The organism is Flavobacterium gelatinilyticum, from assembly GCF_027111295.1.
GTDB classification, from domain to species: domain Bacteria; phylum Bacteroidota; class Bacteroidia; order Flavobacteriales; family Flavobacteriaceae; genus Flavobacterium; species Flavobacterium gelatinilyticum.
The window spans coordinates 5343150-5370108 of sequence record NZ_CP114287.1 but is presented as its reverse complement, the minus strand read 5'-3'; the positions used below and the strand labels follow the sequence as shown (position 1 = coordinate 5370108).

General features: G+C 35.6%; 23 protein-coding genes. 21 read left to right on the top strand and 2 right to left on the bottom strand.

The window, feature by feature from the left end:
• The first annotated feature begins 12 nt into the window (after positions 1 to 12).
• The 3 genes from OZP11_RS23230 to OZP11_RS23220 all read left to right on the top strand — a co-directional run bounded on the left by OZP11_RS23230 (position 13) and on the right by OZP11_RS23220 (position 4707).
• A complete protein-coding gene (locus OZP11_RS23230; RefSeq protein WP_281232864.1) occupies positions 13 to 3114 on the top strand; it encodes an efflux RND transporter permease subunit in 3102 nt (1033 codons plus the stop codon).
• Between the two features lie 183 nt (positions 3115 to 3297).
• On the top strand, positions 3298 to 3843 hold the full coding sequence (locus tag OZP11_RS23225; protein WP_281232863.1) for a hypothetical protein: 546 nt from the start codon (positions 3298 to 3300) through the stop codon (positions 3841 to 3843).
• 69 nt (positions 3844 to 3912) lie between these two features.
• Complete coding sequence (locus tag OZP11_RS23220) at positions 3913 to 4707, top strand: hypothetical protein (protein WP_281232862.1); 795 nt, start codon at positions 3913 to 3915, stop codon at positions 4705 to 4707.
• Between the two features lies 1 nt (position 4708).
• Here the strand turns inward: OZP11_RS23220 and OZP11_RS23215 are convergent, their stop codons facing one another.
• The gene (locus OZP11_RS23215) at positions 4709 to 5143 is read right to left on the bottom strand and encodes a cupin domain-containing protein (RefSeq protein ID WP_281232861.1); all 435 of its coding nucleotides are present in this window, start codon (positions 5141 to 5143) and stop codon (positions 4709 to 4711) included.
• Positions 5144 to 5664: 521 nt separating this feature from the next.
• On the opposite strand from OZP11_RS23215, the gene OZP11_RS23210 reads away from it, so the two are divergent.
• The 12 genes from OZP11_RS23210 (at position 5665) to OZP11_RS23155 (ending at position 17531) form a co-directional block, all read left to right on the top strand.
• Positions 5665 to 6258: a TetR/AcrR family transcriptional regulator gene (locus OZP11_RS23210; protein ID WP_281232860.1), complete on the top strand. Its 594-nt coding sequence runs from the start codon at positions 5665 to 5667 to the stop codon at positions 6256 to 6258.
• Between the two features lie 247 nt (positions 6259 to 6505).
• Positions 6506 to 7723 carry an efflux RND transporter periplasmic adaptor subunit gene (locus OZP11_RS23205; RefSeq protein ID WP_281232859.1) on the top strand — a complete coding sequence of 406 codons (1218 nt, stop codon included), beginning with the start codon at positions 6506 to 6508 and terminating at the stop codon, positions 7721 to 7723.
• A 12-nt stretch (positions 7724 to 7735) separates the two neighbouring features.
• Positions 7736 to 10900: an efflux RND transporter permease subunit gene (locus tag OZP11_RS23200; RefSeq protein WP_281232858.1), complete on the top strand. Its 3165-nt coding sequence runs from the start codon at positions 7736 to 7738 to the stop codon at positions 10898 to 10900.
• 320 nt (positions 10901 to 11220) lie between these two features.
• The gene (locus OZP11_RS23195; RefSeq protein WP_281232857.1) at positions 11221 to 12639 is read left to right on the top strand and encodes a TolC family protein; all 1419 of its coding nucleotides are present in this window, start codon (positions 11221 to 11223) and stop codon (positions 12637 to 12639) included.
• A gap of 275 nt (positions 12640 to 12914) precedes the next feature.
• Positions 12915 to 13742, top strand: a complete 828-nt coding sequence (locus OZP11_RS23190) for a hypothetical protein (RefSeq protein WP_281232856.1) — start codon at positions 12915 to 12917, stop codon at positions 13740 to 13742.
• An 8-nt stretch (positions 13743 to 13750) separates the two neighbouring features.
• Positions 13751 to 14356 (top strand): Crp/Fnr family transcriptional regulator, encoded by a 606-nt coding sequence (locus tag OZP11_RS23185; protein ID WP_281232855.1) that lies wholly within the window; start codon positions 13751 to 13753, stop codon positions 14354 to 14356.
• A 70-nt stretch (positions 14357 to 14426) separates the two neighbouring features.
• Entirely contained in the window at positions 14427 to 15155 is a 729-nt protein-coding gene (locus OZP11_RS23180) for a GNAT family N-acetyltransferase (protein WP_281232854.1), read from the top strand.
• Between the two features lie 303 nt (positions 15156 to 15458).
• Positions 15459 to 15839: a DoxX family protein gene (locus tag OZP11_RS23175; protein WP_281232853.1), complete on the top strand. Its 381-nt coding sequence runs from the start codon at positions 15459 to 15461 to the stop codon at positions 15837 to 15839.
• 10 nt (positions 15840 to 15849) lie between these two features.
• Positions 15850 to 16059: a hypothetical protein gene (locus OZP11_RS23170; protein WP_281232852.1), complete on the top strand. Its 210-nt coding sequence runs from the start codon at positions 15850 to 15852 to the stop codon at positions 16057 to 16059.
• A gap of 79 nt (positions 16060 to 16138) precedes the next feature.
• Positions 16139 to 16513, top strand: coding sequence for a VOC family protein (locus OZP11_RS23165; protein WP_281232851.1), 375 nt, complete (start codon positions 16139 to 16141; stop codon positions 16511 to 16513).
• A 22-nt stretch (positions 16514 to 16535) separates the two neighbouring features.
• Complete coding sequence (locus OZP11_RS23160; RefSeq protein WP_281232850.1) at positions 16536 to 17045, top strand: DinB family protein; 510 nt, start codon at positions 16536 to 16538, stop codon at positions 17043 to 17045.
• Between the two features lie 9 nt (positions 17046 to 17054).
• The gene (locus OZP11_RS23155) at positions 17055 to 17531 is read left to right on the top strand and encodes a DUF1440 domain-containing protein (protein WP_281232849.1); all 477 of its coding nucleotides are present in this window, start codon (positions 17055 to 17057) and stop codon (positions 17529 to 17531) included.
• Positions 17532 to 17615: 84 nt separating this feature from the next.
• Here OZP11_RS23155 and OZP11_RS23150 read toward each other — a convergent pair whose 3' ends face one another.
• Positions 17616 to 17777 (bottom strand): DUF1328 domain-containing protein, encoded by a 162-nt coding sequence (locus tag OZP11_RS23150; RefSeq protein ID WP_012026284.1) that lies wholly within the window; start codon positions 17775 to 17777, stop codon positions 17616 to 17618.
• Positions 17778 to 18052: 275 nt separating this feature from the next.
• Between OZP11_RS23150 and OZP11_RS23145 the strand changes: the two genes are divergently transcribed.
• The 6 genes from OZP11_RS23145 (at position 18053) to OZP11_RS23120 (ending at position 26924) form a co-directional block, all read left to right on the top strand.
• On the top strand, positions 18053 to 19132 hold the full coding sequence (locus OZP11_RS23145) for a glycoside hydrolase family 130 protein (protein WP_281232848.1): 1080 nt from the start codon (positions 18053 to 18055) through the stop codon (positions 19130 to 19132).
• Complete coding sequence (locus tag OZP11_RS23140) at positions 19113 to 21383, top strand: glycosyltransferase (protein WP_281232847.1); 2271 nt, start codon at positions 19113 to 19115, stop codon at positions 21381 to 21383. Before OZP11_RS23145 ends, OZP11_RS23140 begins: the two co-directional genes overlap by 20 nt.
• A 254-nt stretch (positions 21384 to 21637) precedes the next feature.
• Positions 21638 to 22396, top strand: coding sequence for an MlaE family ABC transporter permease (locus OZP11_RS23135; RefSeq protein WP_281232846.1), 759 nt, complete (start codon positions 21638 to 21640; stop codon positions 22394 to 22396).
• 2 nt (positions 22397 to 22398) lie between these two features.
• Positions 22399 to 23178: an ABC transporter ATP-binding protein gene (locus OZP11_RS23130; RefSeq protein WP_281232845.1), complete on the top strand. Its 780-nt coding sequence runs from the start codon at positions 22399 to 22401 to the stop codon at positions 23176 to 23178.
• A 23-nt stretch (positions 23179 to 23201) separates the two neighbouring features.
• Positions 23202 to 24086, top strand: coding sequence for an MlaD family protein (locus tag OZP11_RS23125; protein WP_281232844.1), 885 nt, complete (start codon positions 23202 to 23204; stop codon positions 24084 to 24086).
• A gap of 15 nt (positions 24087 to 24101) precedes the next feature.
• Positions 24102 to 26924, top strand: coding sequence for an AsmA family protein (locus tag OZP11_RS23120; RefSeq protein WP_281232843.1), 2823 nt, complete (start codon positions 24102 to 24104; stop codon positions 26922 to 26924).
• Positions 26925 to 26959 lie beyond the last annotated feature (35 nt).

The window sequence follows — 26959 nt, the reverse complement described above, 5'->3', positions numbered from 1 at the left end:
AAAATACAAGACATGAAAAAATTTGTACAAGGTCTGGTGGCTTTCTCCTTGAAAAACTCACTCATTGTGTTTTTCCTGACTGCCGTTTTATTGGTGGCGGGAATCGTGAGTTACATTCATACCCCCATAGAAGCATTTCCCGACGTAACCAATACAAGAGCCAGAATTATTACACAATGGCCTGGACGAAGTGCCGAAGAAGTAGAGAAGTTCATCACACTTCCTATTTCGAAACAAATGAATACGATCCCGAAAAAGGCAGAAGTTCGTTCTATTTCCCTTTTCGGATTATCGGTTGTAACAGTTTTATTTGATGATGGAGTCGAAGATTTTTACGCACAGCAATACGCCTCAAACCGATTAAATGGATTGGATCTTCCAGAAGGTGCCGATGTTGAAATCGATCCGCCGTCTGGGGCAACGGGCGAAATCTTTAGATATGTTATTAAAAGTGACTTGCCTATTAAAGAAGTTCAGGCTATTCAGGATTGGGTTATCGAAAGAGAATTGGTTGCCGTTCCCGGAGTTGCCGATGTGGTAAGTTTTGGTGGAGAAGAAAAAATGTTCGAAATCAAAATTAATCCGACTGAACTTGAAAATTACAATTTATCTGCATTGGATGTTTACGAAGCCGTTTCAAAAAGTAATATCAATGTGGGTGGAGACGTTATTCAGCGCGGCGATCAGGCTTATGTGGTACGTGGGGTTGGATTAGTAAATAAAGTCGAAGATATTGGTAATATTTTAATTGAAACCAAAGGCGGAGCTCCTGTTTTAGTAAAACACGTTGCAGAGGTTACGATTTCGGCCAAACCGCGTCTGGGGCAGGTTGGTTTAGATGATGATGATGATGTCGTAGAAGGAATCGTAATTATGCTTCGTGGTGAAAATCCGGGCGAAGTAATTGGCAGATTGAAAGAACGTTTAACCGAATTAAACGAAAGAGTTTTGCCGGATAATGTCAAAATTGTTCCGTTTATTGACCGTACCGAATTGGTTAATACAACTGTAAAAACGGTTACTAAAAACTTAATTGAAGGCGTTTTACTGGTTTCATTGATCGTGTTCATTTTCCTTTACAATTGGCGTACTTCGTTGATTGTGGCGACTGTAATTCCCCTTTCATTTTTGTTTGCAATTGTAATGTTACGAATTCAGGGACTTCCTGCCAACTTGATTTCTATGGGAGCGCTCGATTTCGGATTACTGCTCGAAGGAACACTGGTTATCGTAGAAAATGTGTTCGTTTCTCTCGAAAAGAAAGCCCATAAAGTGGGAATGGAACGTTTTAACAGCATGAGTAAAATGGGATTAATCAAGAAAAGCGTAGGAAGCGTGGCAACCTATATTTTCTTTGCCCTGATTATTTTGATTGTCGCTTTAATGCCAATTTTCTCATTCACGAAAGTAGAAGGAAAAATGTTCTCTCCCCTAGCCTTTACTCTCGGGTACGCTTTATTAGGTTCGCTGATTTTATCGCTTACTTACGTGCCTGCCATGTGTAAAGTGATGCTGACGAAAAACATTGTAGAGAAAGAAAACATGATTTCGCGTTTCTTTAGAGAGAATCTTTTTAAGCTTTTTCAATGGAGTACAAAACATAGAAAAACTACAATTTATGCTTTCTTAGCTTTATTGGCCGTTTGTTGTGTACGATTTGCTTTTTACGGATCAGAATTTATTCCGAAGTTGAATGAAGGTGCGATTTATGTGAGAGCAACGCTTCCGAATAGTATCAATTTGGACGAATCGGTTCGATTGACTAAAGAAATGAAAGCCAAAATCAGGAAGTTTGAAGAAGTAAAATTTGTCCTTTCGCAAACAGGAAGACCAAATGACGGAACCGACCCGACTGGATTTTTTAATATTGAATTTCATATCGAACTACTGCATCAAGACGAATGGAAACGAAAAATAAGTAAAGAAGAACTGATTGCCGAGATCAAAAAAGAACTTGATGTATATCCGGGAATCGGATTTGGTTTTAGTCAGCCAATTCAGGATAATGTCGAGGAATATGTGGCGGGTGTAAAAAGTCCGCTTGTAATTAAGATTTTCGGAAGCGATCTTTTCCAGATGGAAGAAATGGCAGCAAAAGTCGCAAATTCGATTAAAGATGTAAAAGGAATTGAAGATATCAACGTTTATAAAAACATTGGACTGCCAGAATTGAGAATTCAGCTAGAAGATGAAAAAATGGCTCGTTATGCCGTAACCACTGCCGATGCACAGGCGGTTATTAGAATGACGATTGGAGGACAAGCTGCAACAAAATTCTATGATGACGAAAAGATATTTGACATTACCCTGCGTTTTGAAAAAGAATATCGTGATTCTAAAGAAAAAATCGAAGGTATTTTGATTCCGACTATGAATGGTAAAAAAGTGCCTTTAAAAGAAATTGCAACCGTAGAATACAAAACAGGTCCAACATTTATTTACCGTGAAGGAAACAGCCGTTACATTGCCGTTGGATTTAGTATTGAAGGACGAGATTTGGGAAGCACAATTGCAGAAGCACAGAAAAAAGTAGCTGCCGAAGTTAAACTTCCAAAAGAAAACGTAATGAAATGGGCAGGAGAATTTGAAAGTAAAGAAAGAGCTTCGAAACAATTAGCGATGATTGTTCCTGTTGTTTTGATCTTGATTTTATGTCTGCTGTATTTCAACTTTGGTAACTTCAAAGATACTTTGGTAGCCATAAGTGCCATGCCGTATGCTTTTATTGGAGGATTCTTATCGCTTTGGATAACAGGAACCGTTTTCGGAATCTCGGCAGGAATTGGATTTATCATTCTCTTTGGAGTCAGCGCGATTGATAGTATTGTCCTCATCGGAATGATTCGCGAAAACATGCGCGCCGGAATGCATTTAAAAGATGCCATTTCATACGGAATTCACAGTCGTATTCGTCCAATTGTTATGATTGCCTTAATGGGATCTTTAGGATTATTACCGGCTGCTTTATCAACCGGAATGGGTTCTGAAGTTCAAAAACCCCTAGCCATTATGATCGTAGGCGGATTAATAACCTGTATGATTCTTTCCTTAACGGTTTTACCACAGGTTTTCTATTTGGTTTACCGTAAAAAAGATACAAATAACGATTTGTAGTTTTAATTGTAGTTATTTATTCTGAAAGCACCTTTGAACTGTTATGGTTTGGAGGTGTTTTTTTTGATTTTAAACAGACAATCAACTTGAAACAAAAAAGGTTATTTTTGGATTATAAAACAGTAAAAAGTTAGTATTGTATTTAAGAAAAACATCTTTCTATAGTAATCATAAATATTTAAAATGAAATTATTGGTAATTCTATTTTTATACACTTCTCTTATGTTTGCACAAATACGAGATTATGAAATGATAAAAAGAGATCAATTAAATGATGTCATCAGGCAAGAAGCATTTAATAAAGGTGAAACTTTCATTGTTACAAAAATTGATTCTGTAAACGTAGAGCATTTATTAAAATTGATGCTTGAAAAACCGTATATAACGAATCCAAACATGCAGGGTGAAAACCTTATACTCACGTGTGAAGAATTAGAATATCTTGCTGCAGCTATTCGAAGACAATACAAAAAGGAATGGAAAGAAGGAGATTTTAGTAATCGTAAATTAATTCAGAAATCGGATATTGTAGAATGTCTTGACAAAGATATAAGCAATCAAGCCATTATGATTTCAGACCCTATATACTTTAAAAGTGATAATACCTCATTTATATATCTTGCAAATTTATGTTGTTGTACAGGTTACGGAAATTCAAGTCTAGCGCTCTATACAAAGAAGGAAGGGTTATGGAAAAAATCTTTTCAAATTGTCCAAGATGATTATTAATAACCTAAATATTAAGTTGCAATCAAAAATCGATACATTTGAAGAAAGACTCTTGAAGTAAAAATTTTGATGATTAAACTATATACTATCTTATTTCTAATCTCAGTTAAACTGATTGGACAAACTTCTTCTGAAAAAGAATTGGTTTTAAAATATTCTATTGGGAAACATAACTTTGGAGAAATAGGACAATATGAAACAAAGGAAATTTTAAAATTTCAAGAAAATGATTCTTTTTTTATTTTAACAGAATTTCAAACCATAACAAATTCCTATGTGTACAATTCTGAAACAGAGAAAAACGACCTCAAGATTTCGGATACAATTATTAAATCAGTAAACAAAAGAATAGAAAAAAAGGAAATTGAAAACCTAGTTAAGCAATTAAATCAAAATGAAAACAATTTCAATAGTGATTTCATTGATGCAAAACTTTCAAAAAAAATTACAAAAAAAGATATTCTAAAAACTGCAAAAAAGCGCGGACAGATTTTTTTGTTTGTTGATGATGAAACTGGAAAACTGGACAATTTTGGAAAAGAAAAAATAAAAGAAATTCAGAATTACAAAAATTTCGAAGAGTACCTCAAAGAGATTAATCCTTCAATTAATAACCTTGTAGTCTATTTCGACATATGGAATTTTGTTGAAATAACATATTTATCTTCAAATTATAAAATGGATTTTCATTCCGTTTTAGGCCAACCTATTCGAATTAATAATTCCAATCAAATAGTAAATCTAAAAGTCAACTTAATTTTATCTAAAATACTGCCAAAGAAGTCACTTTTAACAAAAGAAACAGCATTAGAAAATATAAAAACAAGTTATATTCATTGGTTCATTAAAAATATGGAATTATAACCTACCTCAAATCCTTCTTAATAACCAAATATTTCAAATTGGTATTTCCGGCGTTGCTTATTCCGTGTTCTGCATTTGGCGGACAGTACAAACTCGTATTTGGTCCAACTACAACCGTTTTTCCATCCAAGAAAAAAGAAGCTGAGCCTTCTAAAATATAAAAGAATTCTTCTTCGGGATGATGGTGCGGTGCATGTGTCGATTTTCCTGGTTCGACTATACTCATTTTTAAAGTGTTTTCATGAGTGAAGTTTTTATCCGCAAACCAATATTGATAACCTACTTTGGTTTTCGTGGCTTTGTCTAATTCAAAATGATTGACACAGTTTTCGATTGTGTATTGTGGTGCTGTTTCTTTTTTGGATTCCTGCGCAAAGATTATTTGTTGGAAAAATAAAACTGCAAATGTGGTTTTTATGGTAGTTAGTGGGTTCATTTTTTTATTGTAATGTTACGAAAAAAATAAATACAGGTGGGTGTGCCGGTGTTTTTTGTCAATCCTGACGAAGATAACTGGACTAAAGTCCAGTCCTACAATATGAGGCATTCCTACGGAATTTTTCTTATTCATCCCGTAAAAAAGAGCCAGAGGCTCTATGCATATTGTAGAGCTAGACTTCAGTCCAGTTGAACATCGATTTTTTTATTCGTCTTTCTACAGAAAAATTATGAAAATGATACATTCTCGCCTAGCCCCGATCGAAATGATATCCTTTTATGGCGGGGTTCGCCATAAAAGATATAATGTGGAGCGGGACAAAAGGTCTTAAAAAGGAAAAAATGCGCTGCTCCAAAATTTATTTTAAAAATAAAAACCTCAATTAAATCAATACTTTTCAAGTGCTTTTGAAATTATTTATTGTACGATAAGAAAATATTATGATAAAAATATTTTGTAATTCGAAAAACCGCCATACATTTGCCTAACAGTGTTAAACGATTTAATACTTGAATACAATGGCTAGCAAAGATCGAATTTTAAGACAAAAAGAAGAGACAAGAAGTAATATTCTTGGCGCTGCTTATGATATCGTAAAAGAAGAAGGCTGGAATGGTTTGAGTATGCGTAAAATTGCCGACAAAATCGAATATACTGCTCCTATTATTTATGAATATTTCTCAAATAAAGAAGCAATTTTAGAAGAACTGACTGGCAAAGGTTTTATGAAACTGGCTAAGGAACTGCAAACTGCAAGAGACAAGTTTGAGAAACCAGAAGATCAGTTAGAAGCCATGTGGATGACCTATTGGGATTTCGCTTTTACTAATACTGAAATGTATCAACTTATGTTTGGTGTTCAAATGACGTGCTGCGCGCAGCGATGTTCGGCTCAGGAAGCACCTTACAAATTATTCACTGGTGTGATTGCTGAAATCATGAAAGACAGCAACCCTACTGAAGATATTATAAAGCAAAAGTACTTCACTTTCTTTTCTGTTATTCATGGTTTAATCGCCATCAATATTATTAACAAAAGTGATATTTTAGAAACAATTAATGCTCAAATTTTGAAGGATGCCATTACTGGCATCATCAAATCAATACAATAAAAAAATTTTCAATTTTACTTAACAGTGTAAAATGATTTAAACGGGATAATGTAAAAGTCCTTTTTTTTTATAACTTTCGCTTAACACTGTTAGAAAATTTAATAAAGGTAATAAAGAGTTTTTTTACTTATTTACTTAACAACGTTAGATAATTTAATACTGATTTTAAATAAAATCGGAAAGGCTTGCTGTATGGGAATTTGTGCACTTTTACTTAACAACGTTAGATAATTTAATTCAATTAAATATGAATCCCGAGAATTCTAGAATTCCAACAATTTTTACCCGAGAAAATGTTCAACCAATTAAAACCAAAATGAAAATGAAAAATGTAATTATAACCAGTTTTATTCTGGCATTAGTTTTAAGCAGCTGTGGAGACAAAAATCAGGCTCCTACTGCTCCACCTCCACCGGTTTTACCAGTGTTGGCAATCACAAGTGCAAACACCATCACTGACTCAGAATATCCTGCTTCTATCCAAGGAACTGTAGACGTTGAAATTCGTCCGCAGGTAAGCGGAAACCTAGACAGAATTTTTGTTGACGAAGGTGCTTACGTAAACAAAGGACAGACGTTATTCAAAATCAATGAGCGTCCGTTCCGTGAGCAGTTAAACAATGCCTTGGCAAGTCTTCATGCGGCTGAAGCGGCTTTAATCAACGCTAACTTAGAAGTTGATAAACTGACTCCGCTTGTTCAAAATAAAGTAGTTTCTGATTATCAATTAAAAACGGCTAAAGCAACTCAAAAAATCGCTGCTGCCAATATCGAGCAGGCAAAAGCAATGGTGGGTTCTGCTAAAATTAATTTAGGATATACAAATGTAACAGCTCCGGTCAGTGGTTACATTGGAAGATTACCTAAAAAACAAGGAAGTTTAGTTTCTGCTTCTGATGTAGAGGCTCTTACTACGCTGTCTGATGTTCACGAAGTGTTTGCTTATTTCTCTTTGGGTGAAACTGATTTCATCAACTTTAAAGAGCAATATGCCGGAAGTTCATTAGGTGATAAAATCAAAAAATTACCTCCTGTAACTTTGATTTTGGCGGATAACAGCGCTTATCCTAAAACAGGAAAAATCGATATGGTTGACGGTCAGTTTGATAAAACAACCGGAGCGATCACAATTAGAGCGACTTTCCCAAATGCGAATGGAATTTTACGTTCTGGAAACACAGGAAGAATTCGTTTAGGATTAAACCACGATGATGCTATTTTGGTTCCGCAGGCTGCAACTGTTGAAATGCAGGACAAAGTATTTGTTTTCACTGTTGGAAAAGACAACAAAGTAACTAAAATGCCAATTACCGTTGTAGGGAAAAGCGGTACGAATTATTTAATTAAAGACGGCGTAAAATCTGGTGATCAAATCGTGTTAAGCGGTATTGACAAACTTCAGGACGGACAAGCGATTCAGCCTGAAAAATCAACTAAAGTTGCCGAAGTAACTAACAAAAAATAATCAAAAGAAATAATGTTCAAAATATTTATACAAAGACCAGTACTGGCAACTGTAATTTCCATTTTATTGGTGATTCTGGGTGTGCTTGGTTTAACTAAACTGCCTTTACAACAGTTTCCTGATATTGCGCCACCATCGGTTTTGGTAACGGCGGTATATCCTGGAGCGAATGCAGAAACGGTTTTACGTTCTGTGGCACCTTCTCTGGAAGAGTCAATAAATGGTGTAGAAAACATGACTTACATGAGTTCTACTGCAAGTAATGATGGTAGTTTGGCGATTACTGTTTTCTTCAAGCTAGGAACAGATGCCGATCAGGCTGCGGTAAACGTACAAAACAGAGTGGCTCAGGCAACAAGTCAATTGCCTGCCGAGGTTGTACAGCAAGGTATCATCACGGCGAAACAACAAAACAGTTTCATCATGGCGATTGGTATGTACACCGAAGATGAGTCAAAATACGATCAGACTTTTGTGGCCAACTACGCGCAGATTAATATTATTCCGGAATTAAAACGTATTCCCGGAGTTGGTTCCGCCAGTATTTTTGGTGGTGTAAAAGATTACTCGATGCGTGTTTGGTTAAACCCGACACAAATGTCAACTTACAAAGTAACGCCAAATGAAGTAATGGCAGCCATTCAGGACAAAAGTTTGGAAGCTGCGCCAGGTAAATTTGGTGAAAGAAGTACTGAAGTTTTTGAATACGTAATTAAATACAAAGGAAAACTTACTAAACCTGAAGATTATCAAAACATTGCGATTCGTTCTAATCCTGACGGTTCTGTTCTTCGCTTAAAAGATGTCGCGAGAGTTGAATTGGGTGCTTACTCTTACAACAGTTTAACGCGATTAAATGGCAAAAAAGGAATTGTAATTGGGGTTATTCAGTTAGCTGGATCAAACTCAAACGATATTCAGATTGCGATCAATAAAATGATGGAAAAAGCTTCTAAAGATTTTCCAACAGGCATTAAACACAATATATTCTATAGTACAAAAGTATCTTTAGACCAATCAATCGAACAGGTAGAACATACCTTACTGGAAGCTTTTATTTTGGTTTTCGTTGTGGTATTTATCTTCCTGCAAGATTTTAGATCAACATTAATTCCGGCTATTGCTGTACCTGTAGCAATTTTAGGAACGTTCTTCTTCATGCAGCTATTCGGATTCTCGATCAACCTTCTAACGCTTTTCGCATTAATTCTGGCGATTGGTATTGTGGTAGATGACGCGATTGTGGTCGTCGAAGCCGTGCATGCGAAAATGGAGCACAAACGTTTGTCTCCAAAAATCGCCACGCATGAAGCAATGCACGAAATAACGGGTGCTATTATCTCGATTACGCTGGTAATGGCTGCTGTTTTCCTGCCGGTTGGTTTTATGGAAGGTTCTACGGGAGTTTTCTATCGTCAGTTTGCCTTTACGATGGCGATTGCAATTGTAATTTCGGCTGTTAATGCCTTGACTTTGAGTCCTGCGCTTGCTGCATTATTTTTGAAAGACAATCATGGAGCACACGATCACGATGCGCCTTATGAGAAAAAAGGATTTAAAGAAAAATTCTTTACCGCTTTTAACAGCAGTTTTGAATCGCTTACAAACCGTTATGTTGGCGGATTGAAATTCTTAATCAGAAAAAAATGGTTGAGTTTAGGCGGATTAGCTGCTATTACTGCTGCAACTATTTTATTAGTAAAAACGACTCCAGCAGGATTTATTCCAACAGAAGATCAAGGATTTATTGCGATTGCAGTAAATACACCTTCTGGAACATCTCTTGACGGAACTCAAAAAGTAATGACTGAGGCTGAAAATACATTAAGAGGTTTAGATGCTTCACGATTTGTAACAGCGATTTCAGGATTCAACTTATTGACGAATTCTACGAGTCCATCTTCTGCGGTTGTTTTCGTATTGCTGAAACCAAACGAAGAACGTGGAGAAGTTAAAAACATCGACGAAATCATGAATCAGGTTCGTGGAAAATTAGGCGCTATTTCTGGTGGAAGTTTCTTCGTATTCAGTTTCCCAACTGTTCCCGGATTTAGTAACGTTGAGGCTTTAGATTTGGTTCTTCAGGACAAAACTGGAGGAAAACTGGATAAATTCAGTGGAATCTCTCAAAATTTCATTGGCGAATTAATGAAACGTCCGGAAATTGCGGTTGCCTTTACCTCTTTCAAAGCTGATTATCCTCAATTACAATTGGATATCAATGACGAAAAAGCGAATCAGTTAGGTGTTAATGTAAAAGACATTTTACAAACGATGCAGGCTTATTTTGGTAGTGCACAAGCATCAGATTTCAATCGATTTGGTAAATATTACCGTGTGGTTGTTCAGGCTGATATTGCCGACAGAGCTGATCCAACAGCAATTGACCGTGTATTCGTTAAAAATAAAACAGGCGAAATGGTGCCGATAAATACCTTAGTAAAACTAACTCGTATTTATGGTTCTGAAACCGCTTCTCGATATAATTTGTTTAACTCAATTTCTATTAATGCGATTCCGAAACCTGGATTTAGTTCTGGAGATGCCATTAAAGCAATTGAAGAAGTTGCCAAACAACAATTGCCTGCAGGTTACGGGTTTGAATTCTCGGGCCAAACGCGTGAAGAGATTTCTTCTGGAGGGCAGTCGGCTACAATTTTCTTACTGTGTTTGATATTCATTTATTTCCTACTTGCTGCACAGTATGAGAGTTATATCCTTCCTCTAGCGGTTATTCTATCAATCCCTGCAGGTATTTTTGGAGTATTTGTGGCAATTGGTTTAACAGGAATCGAAAACAATATTTATGTACAAGTTGCCCTTGTCATGCTGATTGGACTGCTCGCTAAAAATGCCATTTTGATTGTGGAATTTGCGGTACAAAAACGAAAATCTGGTATGGCATTAGTAAAAGCTTCTATAGATGCTGCGAAACTTCGTCTAAGACCAATTATCATGACGTCTCTAGCCTTTATTGTTGGTTTAGTACCAATGATGAGCGCCAAAGGACCATCGGCTCAAGGAAATCACTCCATCAGTATTGGAGCTGCGGGAGGAATGATCTCAGGAGTAATTTTAGGATTATTTATTATTCCTGTATTGTTCATCGTATTCCAATATTTACAAGAAAAATTCAGCGGCAAACCAATCGCTGTCATTCACAACGAAGAAAAATAAAATATGGAAAACTATATAACCACAATTCTTGTTGCCATCCTATTTGGCATCGGATATATATCATACAGAATCTCGAAAGATCTTGAAACCAAAAAAGATGCTTGTACAGAGATATAATCTGTTGATGAGATTAAAAAAATATTTAAACACATAGAAACATAGATTTTTAGTTTAAAAAAAAGAGAATAAAAGAAACTAGTTTCAACACACAGCTATGTTTGTTGATGCAAGTGAAACACCTTCTTTAGGTTAAAAAAAACTATGTTCCTATGTGTTAAAAAAATCACATACAACGGATAAAGAAATCTAATAAAAAGACAATGAAAAATTATATAACCAAAATCGTGACCTTCGCCATTCTGATCACGACAATAATATCCTGTAAAGTCTCTAAGGATATTGAAACTCCAAAAGATGCATTTCCTGAGAACTTCAGGAATGCATCGATTTCGAGTGATACAACCAGTATTGCCGATATTGAGTGGAAAAATTTCTTTACAGAAAAAGATATTGTTCAGTTAATTGACAGCGCGGTTGCCAGAAATAACGATCTGCTTATTGCACAAAAAAACATCGAAATTGCGCAATACAGATTTACAAAATCAAAATGGGGAAATGTTCCTCAGGTTAATTTATTTGTAAATGCCAGTACAAGCAATCCTTCTGACAATAGTTTTACAGGAATGAACTTGAATCAGGCTTTAGGCGCTAAACATATTGATGATTATTCTGCCGGAGCTTCACTTTCTTGGGAGGCTGATATTTGGGGAAAGATCAGAAACCAAAAGAAAGGAGCTTACGCAGGATATCTTCAATCTGCAGAAGTTAAAAAAGCATTGCAGACCAATATCGTGGCCAATGTTTCAAGAGGTTATTACAATCTTTTAATGCTGGACGCTCAGTTGAAAATCGCACAGCAAAACCTAAAACTAAACGACAGCACAACGAATATTATTAAGTTAAAATACGATGCAGGTCAGGTAACTACTTTAGCGATTCAGCAGTCTGAAGCACAAAAATTAAACTCAGAGCAATTGATTCCGTTATTGGAACAAAACATTGCTATTCAGGAAAATGCTTTAAGTGTTTTGACAGGTTCTTTCCCGAATTCAAAACAAAGAACCATTGTTTTAAATTCAATTGAAATTAAAAGCAATCCAGCCATTGGAATTCCGTCTTCATTAGTAAGCAGAAGACCAGACGTAAAAAGCGCTGAATTGGCACTTAAAGCAGCAAACGCCAATGTCGGTATCACAAAAGCGGATTTATACCCAGCTCTTAGAATTACGGCTCAAGGCGGTTTAAACTCTTTCGAAACGAGCAGCTGGTTCAACATTCCGGCTTCTCTTTTCGGAACCGTGGCAGGCGGTTTAACACAACCAATCCTGAACAACAAAAGAGTGAGAACACAATATAATATCGCTGTAGCGGAAAGAGAAAAAGCGGTTTTAGCTTTTAGACAACAGGTTTTAGTTGCCGTTAGTGAAGTTTCTGATGCTTTGGTGAAAGTGGAGAAATTACAGCAACAAGAAACTTTCTTAAAAGAAAAAGTAAAAACATTACAACTGGCGATTAAAAATTCAAACTTGTTATTCAAAAACGGATTAGCAGAATATCTTGAAGTTTTAACTGCGCAGGCAAATCTTTTACAAAGCGAATTAGAATTAGCAGATCTTAAAAGACAACAACTTACAGCCAATACAGATTTGTACCGCGCTCTGGGCGGAGGCTGGAAATAATACCCGTACCCGTTAATTATTTATTTTTTGAGATGAAAACGCTGTGAAACTTAGGTTTCATGGCGTTTTTCTATTTTTTGTTTTTGTTTAACCGCAAAGGGTGCAAGGGTTTACGCAAAGGACGCTGTTCTTTTTTCTCGCTGATTGAGCAGATTTATACTCCTTTTTGTCATCCCGAGGAACGAGGGATCTTCGCAAGCAGCTCCTCAACAATAATTTCTCAGCAAATCATCTTTATAATTTCATATATTTACTTCTAGATTATTAATCATTCTATGAAAAAATACTACTTTTTTCTTTCTATATTTTTCGTTTTAGTAGTTAGCTGTGAGAAAACTAAAACAATAACTAATACATCGGAATTAGATACAACCAAAATTGTTAAACCTCTCCAACCGTTAGATTATGAAAAGTATATAAAGAATGTTCCAAAAACTGATACTTTATGCAATGGTGAAATTGAAAGAGCAAAAAATGATCTTTCAAAATACGATGGAGTTTATGTTCAGACAATATGTTTTGGATGCGATTTTAAACCTTATGAAGAGGAAATCAAAGAAGTTCTAAAAAAGAGAAAGTTCAAGCTAGGAATTCAGGATTTAGGATGCGTTATTTATGAAGGGCAAACAAGAGGCTGTTATAGTGCTTACGTAGATTTAAGAATGAAAGTGAAATATGGAGAAAATTATAAAACTGAAATAGAAAATGATGCAATTAAGATTCTGATAAAAAATATTAATGTCAATGATAAAGTTATTAGTATCTATGACTTAGAAAAAGATGAAAAACCACAACTATTAAATTATTATGTTCCAATCGAAAATGATTACTATACAACTATAAAGACAGATTTACCTATAAATAAAAGAAGCACTCATAATCTTTTTGTTGATGTAGATTTCATCATAGAAAAGAATGGAACAATAAGTAATTTAAAAGAAAGTAATTGGGTGAATGAGAATGGTATTAATGAAAAATACAAACAAGATTTAATTAATTTAGCCTTAAAGACCCTTATAAAAGATTACAACAATTGGAAACCTGGAACCTATAAGGGAAATAAAGCCAGAGTAGAAAATACTTTAAGAATTAGCTTCGAATAAAATTAAAAATGACTTTCAATAAAGAAACATATCTCAACAACTTAAAACAAACCATTGAAAGTTATTATCCACTTTCTGAGCAATCATGGAGACAGATTGAAAGCACCACACATTTCCAAACACTTAAAAAAGGAGAAACACTATTACGAAACGGAGAAATTGCTAAAAACCTTCATTTTATTGCAAAAGGAGCTTTGAGAGCTTTTATAACAGACGAACAAGGAAATTTCTACAATAAAAATCTCTTTCTTGAAAATTACTTTGCAGGCTCTAAAGTTTCATTGATGCTGCAAACCCCTTCTAATTTTACGATCGAAGCTCTTGAGGATTCCATTGTCATCAACATTAATTACAAAAATTATATGGAGTTGATTTACCAAAATGACGACCTCAAAAACTTCTACATCGCTCATTTAGAAAAAAACTGGATTGTAGAAAAAGAACAAAGAGAAGTCGCTCTTGTAATGCAGAATGCTACTGAACGTTATGTTAAACTTCTTGAAAAACATCCGGATATTGCAGAACGTATTCCTTTACTGCACATTGCATCGCATTTGGGAATTACGCCAACACAGTTAAGCCGAATCCGAAAAAGTCTGGAAAAAGATTTGTAAATCAACATATGTAAAGGTTTTTCTGGAAAGTCCGGTTTATCTTTGCCGAGTATTAAATCAGATATTCTAAATGAAAAATATAAACCTCATCAAAGACAATATTGACAATCTTACTTCACTTTGGCGAACTGTTGCGACTCCTCTCCTTTCCTATCATAAAAACGATCCATTTCAATTCAGTCAAATAAAAAATTCAGGCTGGCCAAATAGATTATGGTTCAGAGAGGATATTACAGAAAAAGACCTGCCACACATTCTTGACATTATAAACCAAAATCCAGGTTTGATCATTCCGTATTGGGATATTTTTGGAAGTGATTCAAATGAAATCTTTGAGAAAAACGAATTCAAAATACGAATTCAACTCATGGCAATGGCTTTAAAACTGGGAGAAAAATTTCCACTTGAAAAGAATCTTACTTTCAAAAGAGTTTTAAATGAGGAAGATGCCCAAACCTGGTCCGATATTTATCCGTTATCTTTCAGCTATGTAATCAGTAAAGAAACAGTAGTTCATAATTATGAAAATGTCATGTTTTATCTGGTTCATTTAGAGGATAAACCAATAGGAACGCTTACTCTTTTTCAAACCGGAAATGTTATGGGAATTCATGGTGTAGGCGTAATTCCGGAAATGCGTAAAAAAGGTTTCGCCGAAGAAGTCATGAAATTTGCCATCAACGAAGCAATTGATGCCGGTGCCGAATATGCTCATTTACAAGCTTCTCCTTTAGGAAAAGGCATTTATACAAGATTGGGTTTTGAAGATTTGTTTTTGATTACGAATTATTTTTTGTGATAATTTTCAATTTTTAGGTTCCAAATTTTCAGTAAACTGTTTTGTCTACTTCTATGACCAATCTTTGTGGAGATTGCTTCGCTATCGCTCGTGCCCTCATTCTTCGGGATGACAACAAAAGGTAAATCAATCACAACTAAAAACTCACATTTCACAATTAACATTTCACATTTCACAATTAACATCTCACAATTAACAATGTCCCAAATGCCCCTAAAATAGTCGGAAATGTGTATTTCATGAAAAAGATAAGAATAGTACATTTGTAACACATTAACTTATAACTATTTAAAAACAAACTACATGAAAAAAGCAAAGATCATTTTTTGGATTACTACAATTATCATTTTTCTATTTGAAGGCGTGATGCCGGCATTAACTTCACAAACTGAACTGGCTAAAGAAGGAATCAGGCATTTGGGTTATCCGGAATATTTTGGGAATGCTTTGGTTGTATTTAAAATCCTTGGTGTTCTGGCATTGATTATTCCGCAGGTACCCGCCAGAATTAAAGAATGGGCTTATGCAGGATTTGGATTTGATTTTATCTTTGCTTCCATCAGTCATTTTGCAGTTGACGGTGTAACTTTTGACGGCTTCTTTCCTATAATTATTTTAGGGATCCTGGCACTTTCTTATATCTATTACCACAAAATTGAGCGATACAAAAATATCGCCCTCTAAACTTTATACAATGGTAGAAGTTTTCAAAACCAATGTTCAGGAAGCAGAACAATCGCAAATGCTGGTTGGGAAACTTCTTGAACGTTTTCCTGACAGTGCTGTAAACTTCGATCTTGAAGACTGCGATAAAATTCTGCGTGTTCATGCTACATCCATATGCAATACAACTATAATTGAACTTCTCAATTCGTACGGTTATCATTGCGAAGTGCTTTTATAAAACCATAATTTATTGATTTACAAATTTTTAAAAAATAAAATTGTAATTTTAGAATACTAATTATTTAAATCTGTAAAATATGAACATACCTGCGGAACATCAGACTATAATGCCTTATTTGATTTTGCAAGGCGCATCGAAATTCATCGACTTTACCAAAAAAGTCTTTGGAGCATCAGAAACCAATACCAAAGCCATGCGTGATGACGGAAGCATTATGCATGCCGAAATTACCCTGAACGGCAGCACAATAATGGTAACAGATGAAATAACCGACTGGGCAAAACAAACCGCAAACCTATTTGTGTATGTTCCCAATGCCGATGAAACCTACAAAAAAGCAATAGAAAACGGAGCAAGTTCGCTTATGGGATTGAGTGATCAGGATTACGGCAGAACCTGCGGTGTTACCGATCCTTTTGGAAATGTCTGGTGGATTACTTCGGTAAGATAAATAAACTATTAAAATCAATAATATGAAAACTGAAATTCAAAAAGATATTGTTGAAACATTTCAAAAATTAAATAAAGGCATTTCACAATTTTCAGAAAGCGAGTTTAATATGATTCCGTATCAAGGCAGCTGGACTGCCGGACAAGTTGTACAGCATATTATTCTGGCTGCTTCGGGTTATCCGGAAGTGTTCTCGGGTGAAACCCAAAAATCTACCCGAAAATATGATGAAAAGATAAAAGAAATTGAAAAATTATTTTTGAATTTCAGCATCAAAATGGACTCACCAGCATCTATTTTTCCCGAGAAAAAAGAATACAGCAAGAATGATCTAAGCATCAAACTGCTTCAAATTGAATCTGAATTACTAAATGCGGCAGAACAATTTGATTTGACTTTGATTCCAGTAAAGTTTCAAATACCCGGATTTGGAGAATTTACTATTTATGAGTGTATCCGTTTTGCCCTAATTCACACGCAGAGGCATACACATCAATTAAATACTATTTTTCAATACATTACAAAACTCTAACTGCAGACTATGAAATCTAAGTTTGAAACGGTTTTATTATCCGGTTTAACAGCTGGAACTCTGGATATTGCAGCGGCAATTTTAGTGTACTCGGTTATACTCGAGCAAACTCCGGCAGTCAAAATCCTTCAGTCTGTTGCGAGTGGTGTGTTCAAAGAAAAAGCATATACAGGAGGTCCTAAAATGGCTTTTTACGGATTATTATTTCATTATATAATAGCTTTTATTTTTGCTTTCATTTATATAAAAGTTTATCCGTATATCTTATTTCTGAAAAAACATGTCCTGCTTTCGGGGATTTTGTATGGTATTTTTGTCTGGATGATCATGAATTTGATTGTTCTTCCAGTCGTTTTCCCAAAACTGCCGCTCAAACAATTTGATTTCAATTTATTACTGTCGGTTTTTATTTTAATTGTCTGCGTAGGTTTTCCAATAGCATTTATTACCAATAAATTTTACATCAGACAAAACAACATAAAGTAATTTAGTTTCAAAAACCTGAAACAAAAAAAGCGAAATCAATTTTAAGGTTGATTTCGCTTTTTGTTTAAATAACTAATTATAAATCTAAACTCTCGATCTTCCGCTTATTAATGAAATAACAAACAAAACTAAAAATATAAAGAATAAGATTTTTGCGATACTAGCGGCTCCGGCGGCAATTCCTCCAAAACCAAATATTCCGGCTACTATAGCCAGAATAATGAATGTGACTGTCCAGCGTAACATAATAATAAAATTTAAGTTATATAATATGACTTTTGTTGTAAGTCTGATTTGTATGTTATTCAAAGTTCCAAATTAACTGCAGCTCTTTTTAACTCAAAAGATTCGTTTTTTATCGCAATCAACTACAAATCATATTTTTAGTTAAGGTTTTTAGAATTCCAATTTTAACGTTATACAATTCCCATTCAAATGCTTTAGAGTTAATTTTTTGATCGATTGGATTAATCACCGCTTTGTTATGAAAGTAATTTTAGACAAAATTTAATCAGCGATTCATGGAATTAGCAACTACTCAAACCCTTTTAGCGATTAAACATGGCGTAATTTTAGAAAAATCAGATAGAAATTTCGAAGAATTAGGTGTGCTGAATCCTGCGGTTTATCAAGATGGAAATAGTGTACATATGTTCTATCGGGCTGCTAAGAAAGGAAATTTTTCAACAATTGGATATTGCCGCTTCGAAGGACCGCTGACTTTAGCAGAACGCCATACAGAACCTATTTTTGTACCGGAATATATTTATGAAATACACGGTGTCGAAGATCCCAGAATTACCAAAATCGACGATCTGTATTATATGACCTATGTTACATACGACGGTATAAACGCATGTGGTGCTCTGGCAGTCTCTAAAGACCTGATTAAATTTAAAAAGAAAGGAATTATTACGCCAAAATTTATACTGCACGATTTTACAAATTTGATTCGCAATCATTTACAAAATCCTCGCATTGCCAGAATATTGGCTTTTAATACTGCCAGAAATTATCCTTTAACAGAAACAATGAAAGAACATTTGTTTGTATGGGATAAAAATGTAGTTCTTTTTCCTAAAAAAATCAACGGAAAATTTATGGCTTTACACCGTTTGTTTCCGTCCATCCAGATTTATTCGTTTGAAAAAAAACGAGATCTGACTGCTGATTTCTGGAAAGACTATTTAAAAAATCTGCCTGATCATATTGTTATGGAGCCCAAATATGATCATGAAACCAGCCATATCGGCCCCGGCGCTCCGCCAATAGAAACCCCGGATGGATGGCTGTTAATTTATCATGCGGCAGAACGGCGTGAAAAAGGTTTAGTCTATCATGCCTGCGCTGCCTTACTGGATCTTAATGATCCGTCGAAAGTAATAGCAAGGTTAAAAAAACCGCTTATAACACCATCCGAACATTATGAAAGACACGGGTATGTAAATTATGTTGTGTTTCCTACCGGAACAGCCATTTTTGACGACCAATTATATATTTATTACGGTGCAGCCGATGACAAGATTGCGGCGGCTTCTTTGAACCTTAACGACTTATTAACCGAACTTAAACAGAATCCCCATGAAGACGATATCAAATAAATCTAAAATAGTTTTTCTTTCTACTTTTCCTCCAACACAATGCGGCATTGCAACTTATACGCAGGATACCATTAAAGGTATTACAGATGTATTTGGTAAATCGATTACCTGCGAGATCTGCGAATTGGTAGATAAACCAAAAGCAGAAAAAACACAGGCGTATACACTAAACACAAAAAACAGAGAAGAATACGCAAAAGTGGCAGAGGAAATCAATGAAGACAAAAACGTAAAATTAGTACATATACAGCACGAGTTCGGTTTATTCAGCGGTAATTACGGAGATCATTTACTTGACTTTTTAAATACAATCAAAAAACCGGTAACTTTTACTTTTCACAGCGTTATTCCAAATCCGAACGACGAACTGAGAACATTTGTAAAATTACTTTTAAGCTACAGCAACTCGGTATTTGTGATGACCAATCAGTCAAAAGAAATTTTGATGAAAGATTATGCCATGGAGGACGAAATAATAACAACCGTGCCGCACGGAACACATATTGTTATTTATGAAACACCGGAAATCGCAAAAGCCAGATACGATATTCAGGACCGAATCGTATTATCGACTTTTGGACTTTTGGGCGAAGGAAAAAATATCGAAACGGGACTTCAGGCAATGTCCAAAATTGTCGAAAAAGAACCCAAGGTACTTTATTTGATTATTGGCAGAACACATCCAAATTTAATTATTGACGGTGTTGATGCTTACAGAGATAAATTAGAAGCCATGGTTGAAGAATTAAATCTTCAGAATAATGTTCGCTTCATCAATGAATATTTAGAAACCGAAGAGCTTTTAAACTATCTAAAAGCCACTGATATTTATTTATTTACATCCAAAGATCCAAATCAGGCTGTCAGCGGCACTTTTGCCTACGCTATGAGCTCAGCCTGTCCAATGGTAGCCTCAAAAATTCCGCATACACTGGAAGTTTTAACAGAAGACTGCGGTATCCTGGTTGATATTGGAGATTCAGATCAATTTGCAGCATCTGCTTTAAAATTAATTTCTGATGAAAATTTAAGAAACGAAATGGCCATAAATGCTTTATCCAAAATGAGAGCTTCATCTTGGGAAAATGCAGGTCTTACACATATGGAAACCTATAAAAAGCTTATGGAAAATTCTTCAGACATCAAATACAGCTATCCTGACATTCAGTTACGTCATATCAAAAAATTAACTACTGATTTGGGAATCATCCAGTTTAGTAAAATTTCGGTTCCGGATCTGGATTCGGGTTATACCTTAGATGATAATGCGCGTGCGCTTATTGCATTTTGTATGCATTATCGTTTAACAAAAGACAAAGACGATCTTCCGTACATTTTAATCTATCTGGATTTTATCGAAAGATGCCAGAGACCAAAAGGCGATTTTATCAATTATGTCGATCAGGAAAACCGCGAACATGTTGAGCAGAATGCCGAAGTTAATCTCGAAGATTCAAACGCAAGAGCCATCTGGGCTTTAGGAACCGTAGTTTCAAACTCAGACATTCTTCCTGAAAATATTTCAAAAAAAGCGAATAAAATATTATTGAACTCGCTTAAATGGGCAGAAAATATTCAGTCGCCGCGTTCAATTGGTTTTGCAACAAAAGGTTTGTATTTGTACCACACGGCAACGCCAAATTTATACGTAGCCGCTATTATTAACAAACTGAATGCTAAATTACTGGCAAATTACGAAGATACAGCAACCGAAGACTGGCAGTGGTTCGAAAATTATTTAACATACGGAAACGGAATCCTTCCGGAATCTATGCTGTATGCGTATTTAATTACCAATAAACCGGTTTACAAAAAAGTGGCTCTGGACTCGTTAGATTTCTTAATTTCCAAAACATTTGTCGACGGAAATTTCAAAGCAATTTCAAACCAAAGCTGGTACCATAAAGATTCTCAACCGGCAGAATACGGCGAACAGCCAATTGATGTTACGTACACAATTCAGACTTTATATGCATTTTACAAAGCATTTGAAACACCGCAGTATAAAAAGAAAATGAAATCGGCATTCAACTGGTTTTTAGGAAAAAATCATTTAAACCAAATCATGTACAATCCGGTAAGCGGCGGTGGTTATGACGGACTTGAAAAAGACAACGTAAACTTAAATCAGGGTGCCGAGTCGACAGTATGTTATTTAACTGCAAGATTATTAATGGAAAACTTTTCTCAGTCTGAGTCTAAAGTTATTCCCATAAGAAAATCACGAAGCGGTATCGCTATTAACTCATAGAATCAAGGCAAAACTGACCAAAATTCTTTTAACCCGGAAAATCCCTTTCTCAATGAAAGGGATTTTTTGTTGGCAGAAACGCAACGATATTTAAGGATTATTATTGTTTTAAATGAAAATTATATAAGCCTCCTAAAAAGTTTTGTAAAATATTTTAACAAGTATCAACGTAACTTTCATCTATAATTTAAAAAGCATTGAAAAATGTTAAATTATTGATTACCAAAACACACCTAACTTAAAACTAAAACATTTTGATACTTGGATTAAAAAATACATTCTCACAAATTGGAGATGCAGCCTTGTTTGCAAAGCGGTTTTTTAAGGAGGTTTTTATCCCTCCTTATGAGGCAAAAGAGTTTTTGAAACAATGTTACATCATCGGTTATAAATCACTTCCTTTAGTTGCCATTACCGGTTTTATTATGGGATTGGTGCTTACACTGCAGTCACGCCCTACTCTGGTAAAATTTGGAGCCGAAAGCTGGCTTCCGGGCATGGTCGCACTTTCTTTAATACGAGAGATCGCTCCGGTTATTACGGCCTTGATATGCGCCGGAAAAATTTCATCAGGAATTGGTGCCGAATTAGGTTCTATGAAGGTAACCGAACAGATTGACGCTATGGAAGTTTCGGCTATTAATCCTTATAATTATCTGGTTGTTACCCGAATTCTGGCCTGTACCTTAATGGTCCCTATTCTGGTTTTCTTTGCAGATGCCATAGGAATTGTGGGCGGTTACGTAGGAATCAATATTCACGGCGATGTAAATTTCTACAGATACTTAACGCAGATTGTTCAGTCACTAGAATTTCTGGATGTAATTCCCGCCACAATCAAAACTTTCTTTTTTGGCTATTTTATCGGAATGATTGGCTGTTACAAAGGTTTTACAGCTTCTAACGGAACCGAAAGTGTAGGACGCGCTGCCAACTCTGCCGTAGTTACAGCCTCTTTAAGCATATTTATTATTGATATGGTCGCAGTACAAATAACCGATTTATTTTTTTAAAGATGATTAAAGAAGAAAAAAATACCAAACCAAAATCTAAAGATAAGGACTCAAAACCTATCATCGAGATTAAAGACCTGCACAAAACATTTGGCAAAGACAATGCTGTTTTAAAAGGTGTAACCCTGACGGTGAACAAAGGCGAAGATCTGGTCATTTTGGGGCGTTCGGGTTCAGGAAAATCGGTTACGATTAAATGTATTGTGGGTTTAATTGAACCAGACAAAGGCGAAATAAAAGTTTTTGACGAAAATGTGCTCAACCTTGATAAAAGTGAACTGAATAAAATAAGAGTCAAAATTGGGTTCTTATTCCAGAGCGCTGCTTTGTACGACTCGATGTCGGTTAGAGAAAATCTGGCTTTTACATTACGCGCCCATAAAAGAGATTTAAGTGCCGATGAAATTGAACACGAAGTGATGGAAGCGCTTGAAAATGTAGGTTTAGCTGATGCGATCGATAAAATGCCGTCTGAACTTTCGGGCGGGATGCGAAAAAGGATCGGTTTGGCGAGAACGCTCATTTTAAAACCCGAAATCATCTTGTACGATGAGCCTACAACAGGACTGGACACCATTACATCAAGAGAAATCAGCGAATTGATACTTGATATTAAACATAAACAAAAAACATCATCTATAATCATTACGCACGATATGGCCTGCGCCAAAATGACTGCCGACAGAATAATGGTTCTCAAAGACGGCGTTATCCATGCCGAAGGAACCTATGAAGAACTTGAAAAAGATGAAGACGAATGGGTACGCTCATTCTTTGAATAAAGCAAAATAAAATAGTAGAAATCATGGAAAAGGAATCAGGATATACTTGGAAATTAGGAATGTTTGTAACAGTGGGGCTGTTACTTTTTATAATGGCCATTTATTTTATTGGCAAACAAAAAAATCTGTTTGGCTCGACTTTCCACATCACCTCAAAATTTAAAACCGTAAGCGGTCTGGAAGTTGGAAACAACGTTCGTTTTTCGGGGATTAACATTGGTACAGTCGAAGCAATCCGGTTAATCAACGATTCATCTGTTGTGGTTTCGATGGTTATAAAAGACGAAGTGCGTGAATTTATTAAAACAGATGCACATGCCAGTATTGGATCTGACGGATTAATGGGAGACAAAGTACTGACCATTACACCGGGAGTAAAATCGACAAAAATTGTAGAGGACAACGGCGCCATTGCTTCAATCGACGGTATCGAGATGACCGATATTATGAAAAGTGTTAAAAAAAGCGTAGACAATATTGGGGTCATTTCTGATGAGATTGCCATTTTCAGCCACAGTATGAACAACGGAAACGGCGCGCTGGCAAGATTAGTACGTGATGATAAAATGGCTAACAGCGTTTCGAATACGCTGTCTAATTTAGAAAGCGGTACAAAAGGTTTCAGCGACAATATGGAAGCCGCAAAAAGCAACTTCCTGTTTAGAGGGTACTTCAAGAAAAAAGAGAAGGAAAAAGAAAAGAAACAGGAAGAACTGAAAGAGAAAAAAGAAGAGCAGCAGGAAAAAGCAGCTAAAGAAAAAGAGCAGAAAGCCAAAGAAGAAAAAGAAAAACAGGAAAAAGCTGCTAAAGAGAAAGAAGAAAAAGCTAAAGAAGAAAAAGCTAAAGAAGAAAAAGCTAAAGAAGAAAAAGCGAAGGAAGATGCTAAGAAGGAATCGGAAAAAAAATAATTAAAAATCTACGCCATGAATACTTCATTTAAAAATATAAGCCTAAAGATTCTTAAATGGACAGGAATAGTAACAGCAGGAATTCTGCTGTTACTATTTTTGCTTCCGTTACTATTCCCCGGAAAAATTGCTTCTGAAGTAAAAAAAATAGCCAACGAGCGCCTGGATACCAAAATGGAATTTTCGAAATCAAAACTTTCGTTTTTTACCCATTTTCCATCGCTTACTGTTTCACTCGATGATCTTTCGCTTACAGGATCGGCCCCTTTTGGAAATGATACTTTATTAAAAGCAGATCAGGTTGCTTTTGGAATAAATTTAAAAAGACTGATTTTTGACAATGAAGTAAAAATCAACAAATTATATATTTCTGATGCTTTAATTAATGTAATGGTCAACCAAAAAGGACAGGCCAATTACAATATTTATGTGGCACCGGAAGACCGAAAAAATGAAAAGGAAGATCCAAATGCTCCTGAAGAAGGAACTGCCATTCGTTTGGAACGAATCGATCTCAAAAACTGCCATGTAAAATACAACGACCGTTCGGCTAAGATTCTGGTAGATGCCAAAGGCTTCAATTATATTGGAAAAGGAAATTTAAGCGAAGATATTTTTGACCTCAACACCGATGCTAAAATTGATACGCTTGATTTCTACTACGGCAAAACGGCTTATCTGAGAAAAAAAGAAGTCCACGCCGATTTAATTACCCGCATTAATACGCACGCGCTTTCGTTTATTCTGCAAAAAAATGAATTACAAATCAACAAACTGCCGCTTACATTTACAGGATTGTTTACCATTTTACGAGATGGTTACAAAATAAATATCAAAGCTGCCTCTGAAAATACTACTGTCAAAGATTTACTGTCGGTTATGCCGCCGGAATATTTAACCTGGCTGGAAGAAACCGAAGTTTCAGGAAAAAGCAATCTGGTACTTTCGTTTAGAGGAGATTACAATGTTTCTCAAAACAAGAAACCCAATCTGGCTTTCAATCTAAAAATAAAAGACGGTGCTGTAAATTATCAAAATGCGCCCGTTCCCTTAACCGATTTTCAAATGGATCTCAACGCCCTGCTTCCGTCACTTGATACAGAACAGCTGGCGGTTAACCTGAGAAACTTACGATTTAAAGTCGGCGAAAAAGATTATTTTAATGCCTATCTGCGCAGCAGGGGTTTGAGCGAAATGAATATAGATGCAAGTGTAAAAGGCGCTCTTGATCTTGCTGTTGTAGATGCGGCGTTAGGTTTGGATAAAATCAATATTAAAGGAATTTTAAAAACTGATATTAAGGCAAAAGGACTTTTCAGCACATCCAAAAAACTGTTTCCTAAAACTATAGGCGGTATTTCGCTTCGAAACGGCTGGCTGAAAACCGATTATTATCCTAACCCGATTACCAATATTACTTTCGTGGCAAACGCCTTAAATAAAGCCGGAACCTACGAAGATTTGATTGTAGCCATTGCGCCTGCTTCTTTTACTTTTGAAGGAAATCCGGTGTATATAAACGCAGCTTTATCGGATTTTAGTGATCTGGCGTATAATGCCAAAATAAAAGGTGAACTGAATGTGGGCCGAATCTATCAGGTATTTTCTCAAAAAGGACTCGATGTAAGCGGTTATGCAAAAGCAGATCTTTCGCTTAAAGGTAAACAAAGCTACGCCACAACGGGACAATACAGCAAACTTGATAATCGCGGTACAATTCTGTTGAAAAATATAAAAGCAACATCTGAATTGTTTCCGAAATCATTCTTTATCAAACAGGGAAATTTCCGTTTTCAGAACGAGAAAATGTGGTTTGAAAAATTTAATGCTTCTTATGGAAAATCGGATTTTGATATTAACGGATATCTTTTAAATACTATTAATTATTTTCTGGAATCAAAAGGAACTCTGAGCGGTAATTTTAACCTAAAATCGAAACTGATTAATGTAGATGAATTTATGGCTTTGGAAAAGGGAGAAAACACAGACCGAAAACTTGAGGTTGAATACGCCAAAGAAGATCACCCCAAAATGAGCGGTGTGGTTATGATTCCGAAAAACTTAAATGTTTCACTTTCTGCCAATGCCGATAAAGTTGAATATAACGGACTGGTATTAAACAAACTTACAGGAAAACTAGGTGTCTCAAAGGAGGGATTTCAATTAGAAAATACCACTTTCAACATCATCGATTGTATCATGGGAGTTGATGCCTCGTATAAAGATGAATCGCCTGTAGCAGCTCATTTTGATGCGCATTTAACAGCCAAAGATTTCAGCGTACAGCGTGCCTATAAAGAAATACCGATGTTTCATGATATGGTAACAGCTGCCGAAAAAGCACAGGGAATTATTTCTGTCGATTATAAAATAAAAGGCGATTTAAACGGAAATATGGGACCTATTTACGAATCACTTGAAGGTGGCGGCACCATCAATCTACGTGATGTAAAAATTAAAGGTTTAAAATTATTTGAAGGATTAAGTTCAAAAACCGGTCAAAAAGGTCTTGACAATCCCAATATGAAAGGAATCGAGATTAAATCCAGCATAGATGACAATCTTATTCATGTTGAACCTTTCACATTTGGTGTTGCCGGTTTCAGACCAACCATTAAAGGAACAACCAGTTTTGATGGTCTTTTGGATATTCGCGTTCGTCTGGGACTTCCGCCGTTCGGTATTGTTGGTTTTCCAATTGTAGTTACCGGAACGCATGAAGATCCAAAAATTAAAATATTCAGTAAAACAGGGCAGAAAATAATAGGTTCTGTCTACGACGAAAAAAACAATAAAGTCGTTAAAAAAGAAAAAGTCAGCAAAAGCAGACCAAAATAAAATATCACACTTTCATTAATAAGTGAGTATTAGAT

Coding starts and splice junctions, on each gene's coding strand:
- OZP11_RS23210 (WP_281232860.1), top strand. CDS start 5,665: ATGGCTAGCAAAGATCGAATTTTAAGACAAAAAGAAGAGACAAGAAGT.
- OZP11_RS23230 (WP_281232864.1), top strand. CDS start 13: ATGAAAAAATTTGTACAAGGTCTGGTGGCTTTCTCCTTGAAAAACTCA.
- OZP11_RS23145 (WP_281232848.1), top strand. CDS start 18,053: ATGGAATTAGCAACTACTCAAACCCTTTTAGCGATTAAACATGGCGTA.
- OZP11_RS23160 (WP_281232850.1), top strand. CDS start 16,536: ATGAAAACTGAAATTCAAAAAGATATTGTTGAAACATTTCAAAAATTA.
- OZP11_RS23155 (WP_281232849.1), top strand. CDS start 17,055: ATGAAATCTAAGTTTGAAACGGTTTTATTATCCGGTTTAACAGCTGGA.
- OZP11_RS23215 (WP_281232861.1), bottom strand. CDS start 5,143: ATGAACCCACTAACTACCATAAAAACCACATTTGCAGTTTTATTTTTC.
- OZP11_RS23195 (WP_281232857.1), top strand. CDS start 11,221: ATGAAAAATTATATAACCAAAATCGTGACCTTCGCCATTCTGATCACG.
- OZP11_RS23205 (WP_281232859.1), top strand. CDS start 6,506: ATGAATCCCGAGAATTCTAGAATTCCAACAATTTTTACCCGAGAAAAT.
- OZP11_RS23185 (WP_281232855.1), top strand. CDS start 13,751: ATGACTTTCAATAAAGAAACATATCTCAACAACTTAAAACAAACCATT.
- OZP11_RS23125 (WP_281232844.1), top strand. CDS start 23,202: ATGGAAAAGGAATCAGGATATACTTGGAAATTAGGAATGTTTGTAACA.
- OZP11_RS23140 (WP_281232847.1), top strand. CDS start 19,113: ATGAAGACGATATCAAATAAATCTAAAATAGTTTTTCTTTCTACTTTT.
- OZP11_RS23170 (WP_281232852.1), top strand. CDS start 15,850: ATGGTAGAAGTTTTCAAAACCAATGTTCAGGAAGCAGAACAATCGCAA.
- OZP11_RS23220 (WP_281232862.1), top strand. CDS start 3,913: ATGATTAAACTATATACTATCTTATTTCTAATCTCAGTTAAACTGATT.
- OZP11_RS23225 (WP_281232863.1), top strand. CDS start 3,298: ATGAAATTATTGGTAATTCTATTTTTATACACTTCTCTTATGTTTGCA.
- OZP11_RS23120 (WP_281232843.1), top strand. CDS start 24,102: ATGAATACTTCATTTAAAAATATAAGCCTAAAGATTCTTAAATGGACA.
- OZP11_RS23150 (WP_012026284.1), bottom strand. CDS start 17,777: ATGTTACGCTGGACAGTCACATTCATTATTCTGGCTATAGTAGCCGGA.
- OZP11_RS23180 (WP_281232854.1), top strand. CDS start 14,427: ATGAAAAATATAAACCTCATCAAAGACAATATTGACAATCTTACTTCA.
- OZP11_RS23175 (WP_281232853.1), top strand. CDS start 15,459: ATGAAAAAAGCAAAGATCATTTTTTGGATTACTACAATTATCATTTTT.
- OZP11_RS23200 (WP_281232858.1), top strand. CDS start 7,736: ATGTTCAAAATATTTATACAAAGACCAGTACTGGCAACTGTAATTTCC.
- OZP11_RS23165 (WP_281232851.1), top strand. CDS start 16,139: ATGAACATACCTGCGGAACATCAGACTATAATGCCTTATTTGATTTTG.
- OZP11_RS23130 (WP_281232845.1), top strand. CDS start 22,399: ATGATTAAAGAAGAAAAAAATACCAAACCAAAATCTAAAGATAAGGAC.
- OZP11_RS23190 (WP_281232856.1), top strand. CDS start 12,915: ATGAAAAAATACTACTTTTTTCTTTCTATATTTTTCGTTTTAGTAGTT.